The organism is Serratia sp. ASV30 (assembly GCF_016428815.1).
GTDB lineage: Bacteria > Pseudomonadota > Gammaproteobacteria > Enterobacterales > Enterobacteriaceae > Chania > Chania fonticola_C.
Genome location: NZ_JAELTL010000057.1, coordinates 1 through 14,271 on the forward strand (window position 1 = coordinate 1; position 14,271 = coordinate 14,271).

A 14,271-nucleotide genomic window follows, 5' to 3' on the forward strand; every position below is an offset into this window, starting at 1 on the left:
CTATTGCCCGCCTAAAGAGGCTGCTTTTTCATAACACTCTACTGGTTTTTGCGTCAACGTCCCGCTTTGTAATACATAGGTCATGCCTCCCCCTGCGATACCTGAACCCAGCGTTGTCAAAATTTTCGTCGACGGACGTTTGCCGAAAGTCATCATCATGTTCAAGCCGTGAAACGTGTATTCAATCATACGGCTGTTATTACCCGTTTGTTTATCCAGCATTTTGGCGGCTTCTAACAGCGGGTTGTAACCTTTTTCGCGAACGCCTAAAAAACGTACAGCCGCATCGGTGACATTACTGCTTTCCAGAATGATCATCCCTATATAGGCAGCGCGGATCAGTTTTGCTCCCCCCGCAACGACAGCTCCGACGCCACTGACAATGGCTGCAACAGTGATGAGGATTTCAACCGCGGTTAATGTTTTGTCTGTCCACCAATCAACGGTATTGTTTAGATCCACCGTTTGATAGATTGTATCGATCAGCAAGTCGGCCAGTTCATCAAGCGTTTTCTTCGATACGGGTGAGGGCTTGCCGACATAAAGTCCGCTCATAACCGTTTCGGTGAATTCTTGTGCGACAACGATTTCAAAATTGTCATTACAAAATGTTGATCCACGCCGAAACACATTATCACCGTACTCTGGCGCGATAGGTGACCTACCGACAACATAAACAGTATGGTCAAGCCGCTGATGGAAGGTCACCTTAAACTGGGCGCTCTTCATAGGCACTTTTTTGCCATTCAGGGTCACATTCCATTTTCCCTTGTTATCTTCCGTGCGGCTAGCCAGTGAGAACAGGGCTAAAAACGTGGCAAACTCTTTTTCACCCACTTTTTGGCGCACTTTGTCAAACAACAGATCCATATTACTGATTTCTTGCGCAACCTTGTGTATTGCCTCTGGCTTTGAGGATTGGCTATTATTCTTTATATGCGCCATCAGTGAGCTGTAGGATGCGCCCATGGGCAAGGCTTCTTCCTGTGCCAACTTTGTGGGATCCTGCGGGTCGGGGAGCTCTTCCATGACCATATCCAGGGGGCTGGCTATGTTTTTGAATGCCTGCTCCGCCTCCTTTTTATCATCAATTTGCAGGATAAAATCCAGTACCTGACAAGGTGCTGTCTGAACCTGTTGGCTGACAGGCTCATCTGGGAAACTTGCGGTGGTTACAGCCGCTGGCTGCTGGTAGTTTTGCAGCCTTGGAAAGGACGGTTTTTTTACATAGGTATTGTCAATCGCAGTCTTTTGCCAAATTGGCTTTGGTTCCAGTCCCATAACGTATGCTCTCCTAGCGTGGCGTACTGACGGGCAGTAATATTGCCCGATTCATATCAAGTGCCTTGTCCCCTACTGGACTCAGATAATCACAATCTGCCTGCCATCAAGATCTTCCGCAATCACCCGAGTGAGTCCATCAGTAAACTCAATAAAGGTTTGGGCAGGTAAAAAAGGCAGCAGGGTTTTCACCGTATTGGGGGCGTAGTAGCGGAACATAAGCCAACGCGCCTGAACCTCGTCATAGACCTGATTGAATTTTCTCAAGTGGTGACTCACTACGGGTAATGGTAAGTAGCTGCGCAGAAAAATCCCCCAGTTTTTGCCCCATCCTTCAGTTAGTAACCATTGAGTGAAGTCACTTTCTGGTTCCAGGAGAACCAGATAAGGGGCATGAAAGGCAAAACGTTCTGCGCTGTCTCCCTTCCATAAGCAGCTCCATTCTGTTTCATAAGCCTCCAACAGGACGGCAATATCTGAACGTTGCAACGCATCAATCACTGCGTAGGTATGACATGGGGCCGAGGAAGATGCACTGATCACTTCTCTACCCTGAGTAGAGAAGGGGGCCACTGCTCCAAACAGTGTCTCTTTGATTATCGCTTGTGCTTCGTTGGCATCGTCAGGCAACGCTATGCGGCGCAATCGTTGATTGTTACTGACCATTTTTAGCTGCCTCTTCTGCCGCTTTCTTCGCTTTGGCACAAATCTCGCAGAATGGCGCACCTTCCTGCACCATCGCGGTAAGTGCTTCTATCTGATCCGCACCGCCAGATTTAACTTCTACATTGGGGGCAGCCAAGATAATTTGCTTCCCTTTGAGGGTAATGCCACTGGAATCAATAGTGATACTGCCTCCGGGGCCTGCCAATGTGATGGTTTGGTCGGCATGCATGATGTAAGTAGGAGAGCGAGAGAAGATTTTGCTTTTCACTATCTCGTCGTAGACGCCTTCAATTTCAAGCCGGCTGTTACCCCCAATCTGCTCAATGGAATCAGCATAAATAACGTTCTTTTTCGAGCTGTTGACGACCAAGGTACGATTGTTCTCTACCTGTATTTCTTGATCTTTCATTACCCTGATAACAGCGTTATTACCTATGGTTTCAAAATGATCTCGCCCCACGTTAGTGCGTTTGTCCTGGCCGATTTCTTCCTGTTGGTCAACGCCGACAGATTTGGTACGGTTGTGGCCGATAGAGTGGAACTGGTCGTTGAGAATTTCTGTACGGTGATCTTTTTGCGCATGCATGTAGATCTCTTCCCGCGCTTTTTCATCCTCAAAACGCAGTTCGTTGAACCCTTCGCCTTTATGGGTTTTGGACCGTATCGTCATTTGGGTTTTTGTTGCAGGTAAGTCACCGGGGGTCTGATTGTTAACATGGTAAGTACGCCCAATAATCACCGGTTGATCGGGATCGCCGTTCAGAAACTCCACGATAACTTCATGACCAATGCGCGGAATAGCTGACATCCCCCACTTGGTGCCCGCCCAGGGATGAGATACGCGAACCCAGCAGGAACTGGTATCATCCGTTTTCCCTGAACGATCCCAAAGAAAACGCACCTTGACCCGGCCAAGCTCATCACAATAGATTTCTTCAGAGGATGGACCTGTGACAATAGCAATCTGCGCTCCATCAATGCGCGGTTTTGGTAGCGAAAGCGGACGCCACGTCTGGTCGTTGGGAATAAACGCGAATTGGCTGGTTAGGGTTGTGCCTTGCCCTCCTGATACCGTCTCCAGAGCCTGAGGTTGCTGCCCGGTATGGATGGCCTGGGTGATTTGCCAACGGGTATTCAGTGTGTCTAGCGGGTGGTTTTCCAGGGTAAAGCGCACACCGGGTTGCAGGGCAGGACAATTACTCGCCCCTTCGCCCTGATGGGCGTCATTGCGCAATGCCTGAATGCGCCACTGGGCAAACTTTTCCCCGCTCGGGCCGGTATTTTTATAGCGGCCAGGGTAATCATAATGCAGATACTGGGTGGACTGGTGTTCATCATCTCGAGCATAGTCGCGATACTCTGCTGCCCATTCGGGATTTTTGAAGGTGTAATCTTTCAGCAACACGTCCGAAGGGCGCACACTTTCCCGGCGCTTGAAGGTGGTGATACAAAGCTCATCGAGTGAGGTTTGTGGCTGGTCTGGGTAGTAGGGGAGCGTCGGCCCATCATTCACGATAATGTTATCATCAGCAAAGACCAGCGTGTGCTTGCCATTCTCATGCTCGAAGAAATAATAAATGCCTTCTTCTGCCGCCATTCGATGAAGAAAATCCAGGTCGTTTTCGTTATATTGGACACAAAACTCTCTGGCTGCGTGCGTGTAACGAAAAGCATGAGCATAGTCAATGATGTTATTTTCTTTCATCAAGGTTTCCAGAATTTCTTGAAAACCCTGTTGCTGGAAAATGCGGGAATTTTGCCTTAACCCTGCTCGCCAGAGCGCGGGGCGCACACTGAGCCGGTAACGGGTTTGATGAAGTCCGGTATCGCCTTGCTCAACGGAAGTGACAATACCATTAACGATACGCTGCACTTCTGTTTCACGCCAAATGGTCAGCGTAGCGGTTTTGTCCAGAATTGAACGAAATTCCACACTGGGGCTGGCACTGGCAACATCAAGTTCGAGTGTGAAGAGTGTTGAGAATTGCTCGTGCAACGTAAAACCCGCTACCACGAAGGTTTTAGGCGGCAGGTCCCCCACACTCAACGTAAACCGCAGGCCACTCGCATCCATGTTCATATTTCCTTATTGATGGCGTGAATACTTCCTGAACGATACAAATAAAAAACTTATGATATATAAGACATTTTAATGCATGGAGAAAGCAGCAACAACCTGTATCTACGCATTCAGTGTGACATGTCTCGGTTATATCTCGTTATAACCGAGAGGCTAGCGTGGTAGGCTGTGATCTCTTCTACTGATGAATGGCTTTATTCTTCAAGACAATCGTCAAGAATGGATGCTGCCAATCCCCCTGATCTATTTTTGTGTAAGATACAAACCCATCGTGCTCTAACGCGCAAACAAGCCCCGGATGTTCGCGTACAAACTGATAGACGGCTCGGCTTTCCAAGCCTTGCAGCATATGACTGAGCAGCTTACGGCGCATTACATCACGCCTCCGCCGTGTACCCGTTACCACGCATTTGTAAATACAGTTGAAGGTCTGGCCCACTGCGTTTGTAACACATTTTCCGTAGCGGTTTGTCCGGGCTATTGCAACGTAGTGATCGAGTACCGTTATCGTGAGTTGGTCGATGAAGGTGGTGTGGATGCAATGATAAATCGCAGCCGCCACGCCCCTAACCTTAAGGACCGTACCAATGAGGTCACTGATCGGGCTTGCTGTTGGTTATGCTGTCGCATTCCCATCTACCCGGGAGACACCACATGGGGCCAGTCTAGATTGATGATGGGATTTTTTCTTTCAGCCAGCTCGTTGAATAATTTTAGAATCCAGTTGTGAAGAACAGTGTATACTTTCTCGCCAGTTTCTATTGATAATGTCAGGTGTGACACTCCCTGTCACTCCAGCATGGCAGGATACCTGTGTTTAGGAAAAGGGACAGACAGTCAATGAGTAAACGAAATACACAGTTAGCGCTTCGTATCGCCGATATTCTGGCGCGTTTGAATAGTGGCGAGACACTACATCTGGCAAAACTGGCCGAAGAGTACGATGTCTGCAAGCGTACGATTCGGCGCGATATTGAAGAACGTCTGCTTTTTCTTGAACTTCAGCGCGATACAAAAAATGGCGGCTATACTCTGTCGCCAGAAATGCTGGGGCGTTTCGATAGCAACAGTATTGAACATTATTCCGGGTTGGCTGGAATTAAAGGTCTGTTTCCGGTACTAGATAAAGCGATGTTGAATAGCATTTTCCGCCCTTCCGGACAGCATAACTTTTTGGTACACGGTCATAAATACGTCACCGACGACATGAATAGCGTTAATTTCCCACGTCTGCAACGTGCGATTGACGAACAGCGTATTGTGACCTTTCACTATCGTCGTAAAGATTCGCTGCGCCACTATACCGTTGAGCCTTATAAGCTCATTAATTACAACGGTATTTGGTATCTCGCCGCCCGGCATGCTGAAAAAATAAAAAACTTCACCCTTAGCAAAATTACCACCCTGGAGTGTACTTTTGATCACTTCAACGCGGATGAGAAATTACGCCAGAACATTAAGCAGGAAGAGAGTGTCTGGGCAACCGAGGAGAAATTTGAAGTAGTGCTGAAAGTTTCAGCCGAGATCGCCGAATATTTTGAACGCCGCCAGCTTTTAAATGAACAGATCATCGAAAAGAAAATGGCCGATGGCGGTTTGATTGTCTCCACACAGATTTCCCACAAAACCGAAATAACTCCCGTGGTGCGTTACTGGATCCCACATCTGAAAATCATTGCACCACAGAGCTTACAAAACGAGCTGGAGCAGGAAATTAAAATCTGGCTGGATGAATAAAATATGTCTTCGTTGAAAATACGCATTAAGCGCAAGAATAAAAAACAGCCGCCCCGCAATCTCGTACGCACTTTACCCAAAGTGAACGTGATTGTTGCCGCGACAATGAGCGCAGGGAAAACATCGCTGATCAATGCCCTTCTCGGCACAGATTTACTGTGGTCGGCGAATGAAGCGGCGACCGCGACAATTACCCGCATCCATCATGCCAACCGGGATGAAAAGATCATGCGCGGCGTCTGTTTTACCTGGGAGGGAGAGTGCCACCAGATTGCTGAAACCGTGGATAATCAACTCCTGCACACCTGGAATGCCAGCCCGCAAATAAAACATATCGAACTGAGCGGATGCCTAGATGCCTTTAGCAAAAGCCGCTTTTTACCGGTCATTTACGACACTCCGGGGGCAAATAACAGCCAGGACAGCAGCCATGCACAGCTATTAAAAGAGGCGCTGGAAGAGTGCGATGACGGCGTTATCGTGTATGTGCTCAACGCTACACAACCAGCAACACACGATGATGCCCGCCTGTTGGGTGAGATCAAACAGCATCGGGATGCCAGACCAGGCAAGCAGATTATCTTTGTGCTAAATAAAGTCGACGAACTGGACGAAGAGAAAGGTGAAACCGCCTCGCACGCCGTCCAGGCTGCCGCCCGCTACCTAGAACAGAATGGCTTTAGCGCGCCGGTTATCATTCCGGCGATGATGCAGTGTGCGTTAGTGGCGAGAAAAATGCTCTCTCGTCTTCGCGCAACGCGTTCACAAACCCACCATTTGCGTAACGAGCTCCTGCGTTTTCGCCTGAACAAGCACGTTCTGAACAATGCCGCCCTGATCCCGCAGCCATTACGCGAAACATTGCGGCAAGAATTAACACACAATGCGGTATCCACCGCAAATAACGATGAGTTTTGCCGGAAAGAATTGCGTCAGTTTGCCGCCTACAGCGGTGTACGGACTCTGGAACTCTATCTGACACATTACCTTTGAAGAGCGCAGCATGAATAAAATTTATATCGAACATAACCCGTTTATTGTTGAAACCCGCTTTTTAATCAACGGTTCCGAACCCGCCGAAGGCTGTAAACTCTCAAGTTACAAAGAGTTGCGTCTTCAGCTTTGGGTCGAAACCCTTTTTGATGAACTCAGCCGTCTGCTTAACGGCGACCTAGCCTTCAATGTCGAATTCAAAGGCGTTGAATCCGACTATATGGATATGCTGGAAGCGGCAGAATCCGCCCGCCAAAAAGGCATGATCATTGAACTGGAACTGACCCGGGTGAAAGAGGTTCACCAGCGCCTGAATGCGATTCAGGCGATGATGGAAGAAGCCAGACAGAACCCGCAGTTCAACGACTATATCGAAAACAATGAAAAGGTAAGCCACGGGTTCCGGGAAGCGTTTAACCGCGACTTCAACCTGTATGTCGTTGCCACCATGTCATCGGGTAAGTCCACATTAATTAACGCGATGCTCGGCCAAGATCTCTTGCCCGCAGCCAACGAAGCCACCACCGCCACCATCGCACAGATAACCGATGACAAGACATTGGGTTCATCCTATATGGCGCGTCGTATTAGCAGCCACACGGGGCCAGGCGAAGAAATACCGGTATCCTCGGATCTGCTAAAAGAGTGGAACCAACTGGAGGACACCCATCAGATTGAACTGCGCGGTAACATCATCTCGATACAAGAGCGCGATAATGTACGCCTGGTGCTAACCGACACCCCAGGGCCAAATAACAGCCAGGACGGCGAGCACGAACGTGTCACCATGAGCTATATTCAGGATTCCCAGCGCAACCCGCTGATCCTGTATGTGCTGAATGCGTCGCAACTGGGGATCAATGATGACCAGCACCTGCTTCGCCTGGTGGCGCAAACCATGATGCGTGGCGGCAAACAGAGCAAAGATCGCTTTATTTTCGCCGTCAACAAGATGGATAACTTTGATCCTGAAAACGGTGAAAACGTCGGCGCTGCGCTGGAGCGGATCAAAACCTATTTGCAGAATAATGGTATTCACAACCCGCAGGTTTACCCGATCTCGGCCAACCTGACGCGCCTGCTGCGTAAAAACCCGGATGCCCTCACCCGCAAAGAGCGCGGCGAACTCAACACCATGACCGAGCTTTTCCTCGAAGAAGCCAGCATGAATCTGCCCTCTTATATGCCGCTCACCTCCCGCGTCAGCCGTGCGCTGGAGCAACGCAACCTGTCGCGTGCCCTCTTCCGCAGCGGGCTGCCCGCCGTTGAGGTGATGATTGACGAATATATTGATAAATACACCTTCCCAAACCGACTGAAACGGGCCTATGAAGCGCTCAATCAGGCGATAGAGAAAGGCATGCGCGAAGCTGAGCTCACCGAACAACTGGATCAGGATGAACGTGCACTTGCGCACCTGAACGAACAAATTACCCGCCTCGAACAAAAGCGCAAAGAAAGCGCAGATACCGATGTGTACAAGCAGTCACTACGCCAGAAAGGGAAAGAACTACCGCCGCACATTGCCGCCGGATTCACGCAAAAACTAGCGCTGGTGCTAGCAGCCATCAAAGAGCAAGGTAACGAATTCACGAAAGTGCCGCAGCAGACACCAGCTGATGCGCAGCGGCTATTAGATGCAGCGGAACGCGACGCGAGTTTTCGTTTCAAAGAGTTGATCAATGCGTTCGAAGCAGCATTCCAGACCGCGCAAGCATTAATTAAGGACGAGTTGCATGTGGAGTACCGCCGCTATATCAGCGAGTTGTTCGAAGACACCCGCGAACTGAAGCTCCCGCTGTTCCTGGGGCTGAAAGAGAGCATCGCCGACTTTTCGCTCAATTTGAGCCTTAATGCCAACAACATTAAAAACCGGGAAGAACGTTATAACCCGCGCGAGGTGAGCGACTCAACGTGGTGGAACCCCTTCACCTACTTCAGAACCCGCACCGTCTGGGATTACCGCACAGTAGAATTTGTTGACATGCCCGAACTTTGGAATGAAAAGCGCAGCGAGATTGAAGGTAACTTCAGAGACCTGATTGATGCGGCGCGGAAGAAAAACGAAACGGATAAAGACCGATTAGTCGAAAGCTACATCGAGTTTATCGAACGCGAATTTAACAGCAAATTTAACACTCTGATCGCCACGTTGAAGGAGAAAATGACCGTTCAGGAAGCGCGTGAATTTGCCATTGCCGAAGCGCGTGCGCAGAAATCGTGGATCACCGAATTTAAATCACGCCTCGACAACACATTGAGCATACAGGAGTAACCACGCATGGAGCAGAATTTTCACCACGCTTTTTTGGCAGCGCTCAACAGCCCGCAGCGTGACTTCGCGCTGCTGAACGCCATGCTGGAGGAGTCTTACGCGGCGAAACCGGCGCTTTTCGACACCCACCGGGAGGATAGCGCCTGTGAAGCTATCAATCCCGATACCATTGACTGGAACAGCGGCTACTTTGCGTTGCAGAGCAGGAGCCTTGAGCACAACTTTTCGCTGGAGCGAGCGCGGCACCTGATTACCGTCAGTCAGCGGCTAACCAAGCACCAGTATGACGGTTTTCTCACCCATCCTGCAACGCATAAGGATAACGGAAACAAAAACATGAACAGCAATGAAACCACGCCGTTTACGCCGGGCCAAAGCATGCTTGCCGCTCTGGAGGCTGGCTCCCTCAACCGCCTGCGTTCTGCACTGGTTGCAGAGCTGGAAAATAACCGTCTGGATGGACAGACGGTTCGCCAGGCGATGAAATGGGCTGAATCTCGCGTAACCGGGCTGTTTGTCGACTATGAAGAAAACACGCTCGCGCTCGGTTTCGAGGCTGACAAAAGCAAATGGGATGTCGATTACTATAATCGCCAGTCAGCCTACCTGAGCACGAATTTCGCACGGGAGCGGTTTGAGCACTTAATGAGCATCTATCAGGTACTGCGCGATCGCGCTGTTTCCGGCTTTGTCCGACAGCCCAAAGCCGCACCGCGCCCTGCTAGTTCGCCGACTGCATCGACACCGAGCAGCCAGACGCCTGCACCAGCCACACCGGTGCGCCAAAGTGGTTCAACCTCTGCGCTGAGAGTTGCCGTCCTGGCGGGCGGTGCGTTCGCCGCGCTCGCACTGCTGATTTTCGCATTGCTTTAACGGAGGCATCACAATGCAAAAACCAATGATGCCGCTGCAAATCCAGGAGATGGAACAGCGAGCGGCGGGTATGCTCGCTTCTGCCAACACGCTGATTAATCGTAGCTATCTGGCTGAGATGCGCCACTACCCGGTAGAACCGCTTGAAGATTTTCAGGGCGTGCCGATCCACCGCGCCAGTGATATCCGCCTGTTTCGCATTGAGCGTATTGTTCAGGAAAACAAGCAGTCAGTGCTGGAGAGCACTACTGCCGCCTACACTGCCTTAGGCGCTGCCGGTTATAGCGTCTTTTTGTTACTGAAATCCGATGGCCGCGAAACCGATGTCTATATCGGCACGCGTGGTGAGCCAGGTAAGATGCTGGGGCAAAACTCTGGTGAACTGCTCAATGAAACGTTCAAAGGGCATTTCCCCGGCAGCAAACTGATTGCGCAGAACGCACAACAAACCGCACAGCTACTGGATGGTGCGCTGGCGCAAAAAGAAAACCCGTCATCCTCGGTGACCGCCGTAACGGGCGTTCCGTCGCTGGCAATAGAAGACAGCGAACACTTTATGCAAGGGCTGGAGCATTTTATTGATGCCGCCGAGAGCCGCGTTTATCAGGCGATTATCCTTGCAGAACCGGTTACGCCACCGGAGTTGGATCGCATTCGCACCGGTTATGAAAAGGTCGCCACGCAGCTCTCTGTGCTGGCTAAGCGTCAGTACTCTTTTGGCGTGCAGGACAGTGACAGCGTAGGCCTGAGCATCAGTGAAGGGCTGAGCCAGTCTCTCGGTGAGAGTTTAGGCATGACGGTGTCTCAGGGCACGTCTTTCACCCGTGGAACGAACCACTCTACAAGCGTTGGCTCCTCAAGCAGCGAATCCACTTCTGGGGTCATTGCTGATGTCATGGCGGGCTATAAAAATGGCAGCCAGATATCACTCGGTGCGGCCGTTAAAGGTATGCTGCAGGGCGTTGCCCTTAACCGTAACCACTCAGTGAGCGTGAGCGAAAACACCACTGTTGGCACGTCGGAAACTCTAGGCAGCAACGCTTCCCAAAGCGAGTCGCGTACACTGAACCGGAACGATACCACCACCCGCACTGACGGTCAGACCGTCAATAAAACGACCGGCAACAGCCAGCAGATTTCGCTGGAGGTGCATGACAAAACCATCGAGAACCTGCTGGCAAAAATCGATCACCATCTCGAACGTGTAAATGAAGCGCGAACCTACGGCGGCTGGCAAACTGCCGCCTACTTTATTGGTGACAGCACCGCCTCATCAGAATCGCTGGCCAGCATTTTCCTGGGGTTAATGCGCGGAACGCGCTCAAGTACGGAGGATTTTGCTTTAACCACCTGGAACTCACAAAGCAAACGCCCCATTCTTGACTGGCTGTCGGTATTGGCCCATCCACCGCTGAAACCCACCATTGCCCCGGTGCTGGCTATCGACTGGCTCACCCCGGCAACACTGGTTTCCGGCAAAGAGATGGCCCTTCAGTTGAGCCTGCCCCGACGTTCAACCTCCAGCGTCGCGGTACTGCACACACACTCATTCGGGCGAAAAGTCCTGCGTTTGGACGGGCCGGAACCTGACGAACAACAGACCCGAACACTGCGACTTGGGCAGATGCGCCATTTGTGGAACGATCTGGATATGCCCATCGATCTGGATGTGGACAGGCTCACCAGCCATGTGTTTATCACTGGCTCCACCGGCGCAGGCAAAAGCAACACCATTTACGCGTTGCTTGAACAGCTTGGTCAGCACAATGTCCCATTTTTGGTTATCGAACCCGCGAAAGGTGAATATAAGCAAGTATTTGGTCATCGTGATGATGTCTCGGTCTTTGGAACGAATGCGCGCTTTTCGCCACTGTTGCGTATTAATCCGTTCCGCTTTCCTGAAACCACCCACGTTTTTGAGCATATTGACCGCCTGGTGGATGTCTTCTCGATGTGCTGGCCGATGTATGCCGCCATGCCTGCCGTATTAAAAGATGCCATTCTGCAAGCGTACACCGTGTGTGGCTGGGATCTGGTGACTTCGGAAAATCGCTGGCAACCGGCCCTTTTCCCGACCTTTGCCGATCTCCAGGAACAACTTCGCCAGGTGATTGAGCAATCGGAGTGGTCGCAGGAGGTGAAAAGCAACTATATCGGCTCGCTGGTTACCCGCGTCAACTCGCTCACCAATGGCTTAAATGGGCAAATTTTTAGCGGTGATGAGATAGACAATGCCCGCCTTTTTGATAGCAATACCATCATCGATTTAAGCCGTATCGGTTCGCAGGAAACCAAGTCATTCATTACCGGTATTTTGGTGATTCGCCTCAGCGAGCATCGTGCCGCAATGAGCGGGATGAATCAGGCTTTGCGCCACGTGACGGTGCTTGAAGAAGCCCACCATCTGCTGAAACGCAGCGGCGGCAATTCGGGCGCAGAAGGCGCAGATATCACTGGCAAAGCGGTGGAAATGCTCGCGAATGCCATTGCTGAAATGCGCACCTGGGGCGAGGGCTTTATCATTGCCGATCAGTCACCTGCGGCAGTGGACATGGCGGCTATCCGCAACACCAATACCAAAATTATCATGCGTCTGCCCGAAGAGATGGATCGCCGCACCGCCGGAAAATCAGCGGCATTAAGCGACGATCAACTCGATGAACTGGCTCGCCTGCCGCGCGGCGTCGCGGTGGTATATCAGAACGACTGGCTAGAGCCGGTGTTGTGCAGAGTCACGAAATTTGAGGCACCCACCGAGCCATGGCACTACACACCCACAGCACCGCTCGTTGCCACCAATCCGCAAGCCTGGACGCCGCTGTTAAGCTGGTTACTCAACCACCGTCTACCGCATCCGGTAGATATCGAAGCGGAACAACTGGTCGAGCTGGTCGATGCGCTGACGCTGTCGACGCGCAGCAAAATCTTGCTGCGCTCGCTGATAGCGGAGTTCGGGACTCATCGTACCCTACGTATTCAACGTGAAGATCAGTTCCGCCAGTTGGCCAGTACCGTTACCGGGTTACTCAATTGCCGTCGCGAGGTAATGCATCTGGTCAGCCAATGCTGCGACTTCAGCATCCTGAATAACACGCTTGATACCCTGCTGATCCGGTGCACCGGCGAGTTACCGCAGACGCTGCGCATCGCGGTGCAGCAGTGCCTGATGAAAGATATTTCTAGCGAATCAGAAACATGGCTAAAGACCTACGCCGGGTGGCGTAAGCACGTACAGGAAACCCTGCAATGAGCGAACTGGTCGTTTTGGAAACGGTCCTTGAGGTCGAAAGTGAGGAACTGATAGAACTCACCAAGGATATAGATATTACCAACATTGACATTGATGAGCTGGATAAGCCATTAACGAAAGTTGACATACCGCTGACCGAGCTGAGTGACGAGATGCGCGTGACGCTTCGTGATAAAGGCTACAGCGAAGAGGTCATCGAGCGCATCGGCAGTGAACAGGAAGCACAAATTTACCTTGATGCTGGACTGGAGTGTGAGACGGTCAACGGTAAAGATGTGCTGGCGCAACCCGATATCGACCCCGATCAAATGGACGAAGTGGGCAGGACTAACCTTGAGCGGATGGAAAAAGGTCTGCCGCCACAAGATTCCGACGGCAAACCTTACCAACTCCACCATATCGGGCAAAATGCTGATTCACCGTTAGCAGAGCTGACGCAAAGCGAACATATGGGCGGTGGTAATAATAAGATCCTGCATGATGTCACCAAAGATTCCGAAATTGATCGCAGTGATTTCAAAACGGAACGCACCGACCACTGGAAGCAGCGTGCAGAAGAGATTAAAAATCAACGAAGCGAGGCAGCAGTATGAAACAACTGAAAACGTTTATCGAACAACATGATGTGATTACCCGCCCGGTTGATGCGGCAACGATTAATGCGGCAGAACAAACGCTTCATATTTCCTTCACTACAGACTATAAAGCCTGGCTTTCAAACGTCGGGATCCTCTCTTATGAAGCTACCGAAGTGTTCGGGCTGGGCGTGAAGGAAACTGCGTGGTTAAGCATTCTGCGCTCAACCGCGGAACTGCGCCAGCAACACCCCAATTTCCCTGCTTCGGCAGTTCCACTGATGGATGCGGAAGATGGTCACTACTATCTCTATGACAACGCGACCGGCAAAATTGTGCACTGGTCGCCGCTCTCCGGTGTTCTCGAAACCTTGAGCGATTCACTGGAATCTTTCGTGCTAAAACAAATCGAGCAATAGACTGAACCAACAGCGCACCAGGCAGCGGCAGGGTGCGCTAAACACCATAGATCATCTACCCCTTTTTAGTACTAGCTAATGCATAATCCAGATCAGGTAATACGGGTAATTTCTCAGCCCCT

The 14,271-nt window shown here is 51.0% G+C and carries 11 protein-coding genes; 7 read left to right on the plus strand and 4 right to left on the minus strand.

Annotated elements, in window-relative coordinates; genetic code table 11:
* The 4 genes from JHD74_RS20725 to JHD74_RS27100 all read right to left on the minus strand — a co-directional run bounded on the left by JHD74_RS20725 (position 1) and on the right by JHD74_RS27100 (position 4,589).
* Positions 1–1,281, minus strand: coding sequence for a hypothetical protein (locus JHD74_RS20725; protein ID WP_199063410.1), 1,281 nt, complete (start codon positions 1,279–1,281; stop codon positions 1–3).
* An 81-nt stretch (positions 1,282–1,362) separates the two neighbouring features.
* Positions 1,363–1,947, minus strand: coding sequence for a DUF4123 domain-containing protein (locus JHD74_RS20730; protein ID WP_199063411.1), 585 nt, complete (start codon positions 1,945–1,947; stop codon positions 1,363–1,365).
* Entirely contained in the window at positions 1,937–4,021 is a 2,085-nt protein-coding gene (locus JHD74_RS20735) for a type VI secretion system tip protein VgrG (protein WP_199063412.1), read from the minus strand. The genes JHD74_RS20730 and JHD74_RS20735 overlap by 11 nt, the downstream gene beginning before the upstream one ends.
* Positions 4,022–4,205: 184 nt before the next feature.
* Complete coding sequence (locus tag JHD74_RS27100) at positions 4,206–4,589, minus strand: hypothetical protein (RefSeq protein ID WP_370592683.1); 384 nt, start codon at positions 4,587–4,589, stop codon at positions 4,206–4,208.
* Between the two features lie 278 nt (positions 4,590–4,867).
* Here JHD74_RS27100 and JHD74_RS20750 point away from each other — a divergent pair, with 278 nt between their 5' ends.
* The 7 genes from JHD74_RS20750 to JHD74_RS20780 are packed head-to-tail and all read left to right on the plus strand — an operon-like array spanning position 4,868 to position 14,149.
* Positions 4,868–5,764: a YafY family protein gene (locus tag JHD74_RS20750; protein ID WP_199063414.1), complete on the plus strand. Its 897-nt coding sequence runs from the start codon at positions 4,868–4,870 to the stop codon at positions 5,762–5,764.
* A gap of 3 nt (positions 5,765–5,767) precedes the next feature.
* Entirely contained in the window at positions 5,768–6,757 is a 990-nt protein-coding gene (locus JHD74_RS20755; RefSeq protein ID WP_199063415.1) for a dynamin family protein, read from the plus strand.
* A 10-nt stretch (positions 6,758–6,767) separates the two neighbouring features.
* On the plus strand, positions 6,768–9,032 hold the full coding sequence (locus JHD74_RS20760; RefSeq protein WP_199063416.1) for a dynamin family protein: 2,265 nt from the start codon (positions 6,768–6,770) through the stop codon (positions 9,030–9,032).
* Positions 9,033–9,038: 6 nt separating this feature from the next.
* Positions 9,039–9,905, plus strand: a complete 867-nt coding sequence (locus tag JHD74_RS20765; RefSeq protein ID WP_199063417.1) for a hypothetical protein — start codon at positions 9,039–9,041, stop codon at positions 9,903–9,905.
* Between the two features lie 13 nt (positions 9,906–9,918).
* Positions 9,919–13,155, plus strand: a complete 3,237-nt coding sequence (locus JHD74_RS20770) for an ATP-binding protein (protein ID WP_199063418.1) — start codon at positions 9,919–9,921, stop codon at positions 13,153–13,155.
* A complete protein-coding gene (locus JHD74_RS20775; protein WP_199063419.1) occupies positions 13,152–13,748 on the plus strand; it encodes an HNH/ENDO VII family nuclease in 597 nt (198 codons plus the stop codon). The genes JHD74_RS20770 and JHD74_RS20775 overlap by 4 nt, the downstream gene beginning before the upstream one ends.
* Entirely contained in the window at positions 13,745–14,149 is a 405-nt protein-coding gene (locus JHD74_RS20780) for an SMI1/KNR4 family protein (RefSeq protein ID WP_199063420.1), read from the plus strand. The genes JHD74_RS20775 and JHD74_RS20780 overlap by 4 nt, the downstream gene beginning before the upstream one ends.
* The last annotated feature ends 122 nt before the right edge of the window (positions 14,150–14,271 follow it).

Excerpts from the sequence above, each read along its gene's own strand:
- JHD74_RS20725 (WP_199063410.1), bottom strand. The coding sequence starts at position 1,281 with ATGGGACTGGAACCAAAGCCAATTTGGCAAAAGACTGCGATTGACAAT.
- JHD74_RS20780 (WP_199063420.1), top strand. The coding sequence starts at position 13,745 with ATGAAACAACTGAAAACGTTTATCGAACAACATGATGTGATTACCCGC.
- JHD74_RS20760 (WP_199063416.1), top strand. The coding sequence starts at position 6,768 with ATGAATAAAATTTATATCGAACATAACCCGTTTATTGTTGAAACCCGC.
- JHD74_RS20755 (WP_199063415.1), top strand. The coding sequence starts at position 5,768 with ATGTCTTCGTTGAAAATACGCATTAAGCGCAAGAATAAAAAACAGCCG.
- JHD74_RS20730 (WP_199063411.1), bottom strand. The coding sequence starts at position 1,947 with ATGGTCAGTAACAATCAACGATTGCGCCGCATAGCGTTGCCTGACGAT.
- JHD74_RS20765 (WP_199063417.1), top strand. The coding sequence starts at position 9,039 with ATGGAGCAGAATTTTCACCACGCTTTTTTGGCAGCGCTCAACAGCCCG.
- JHD74_RS20770 (WP_199063418.1), top strand. The coding sequence starts at position 9,919 with ATGCAAAAACCAATGATGCCGCTGCAAATCCAGGAGATGGAACAGCGA.
- JHD74_RS20775 (WP_199063419.1), top strand. The coding sequence starts at position 13,152 with ATGAGCGAACTGGTCGTTTTGGAAACGGTCCTTGAGGTCGAAAGTGAG.
- JHD74_RS20750 (WP_199063414.1), top strand. The coding sequence starts at position 4,868 with ATGAGTAAACGAAATACACAGTTAGCGCTTCGTATCGCCGATATTCTG.
- JHD74_RS20735 (WP_199063412.1), bottom strand. The coding sequence starts at position 4,021 with ATGGATGCGAGTGGCCTGCGGTTTACGTTGAGTGTGGGGGACCTGCCG.